1 rRNA gene is annotated in these 939 nt (G+C 54.2%); it reads left to right on the top strand.

Annotation, left to right across the window (positions count from 1 at the left end):
• Positions 1 to 939: ribosomal RNA gene (locus ACFPOF_RS10670) — 23S ribosomal RNA — on the top strand; the annotation flags it as partial.

Genomic DNA, 939 nt, shown 5'->3' with positions numbered 1-939 from the left:
CTTGGGTAGGGGAGCGTTGAATGCGGGTTGAAGTCGTACCGGAAGGAACGGTGGACTGCATTCAAGTGAGAATGCCGGTATGAGTAACGAAAAGACAGGTGAGAATCCTGTCCGCCGAAAGCCTAAGGGTTCCTGGGGTAGGTTCGTCCGCCCAGGGTAAGTCGGGACCTAACGCGAGGCCGAAAGGCGTAGTGGATGGACAACAGGTTGAAATTCCTGTACCACCGTAATCCGTTATGAGCGATGGGGTGACGCAGGAGGGTAGTGACGCGAGCTGATGGATGCTCGTCCAAGCAGTGAGGGGTGTGTGTAGGCAAATCCGCACACTATAACCTTGAGCTGTGATGGGGAGGGAAAATTGCAGTACCGAAGGTCATGATCTCACGCTGCCAAGAAAAGCCTCTAGCCAGGAGAAGGTGCCCGTACCGTAAACCGACACAGGTGGGCGAGATGAGAATTCTAAGGCGCGCGGAAGAACTCTCGTTAAGGAACTCGGCAAAATGACCCCGTAACTTCGGGAGAAGGGGTGCCCCGGTAGTGTGAATAGCACGAGGGGGCCGCAGTGAAGAGGCCCAAGCGACTGTTTAGCAAAAACACAGGTCTGTGCGAAGCCGCAAGGCGAAGTATACGGGCTGACGCCTGCCCGGTGCTGGAAGGTTAAGAGGAGTGGTTAGGGGCAACCCGAAGCTATGAATTGAAGCCCCAGTAAACGGCGGCCGTAACTATAACGGTCCTAAGGTAGCGAAATTCCTTGTCAGGTAAATTCTGACCCGCACGAATGGCGTAACGACTTGGGCGCTGTCTCAACGAGAGATCCGGTGAAATTTTAGTACCTGTGAAGATGCAGGTTACCCGCGACGTGACGGAAAGACCCCATGGAGCTTTACTGTAGCTTGATATTGAACTTTGGTACGGTCTGTACAGGATAGGTGGGAGCCT

Origin of the sequence: Cohnella soli, from assembly GCF_042655525.1 — a bacterium.
GTDB classification, from domain to species: domain Bacteria; phylum Bacillota; class Bacilli; order Paenibacillales; family Paenibacillaceae; genus Cohnella; species Cohnella soli.
This window is presented reverse-complemented; position numbering and strand designations above follow the sequence as displayed.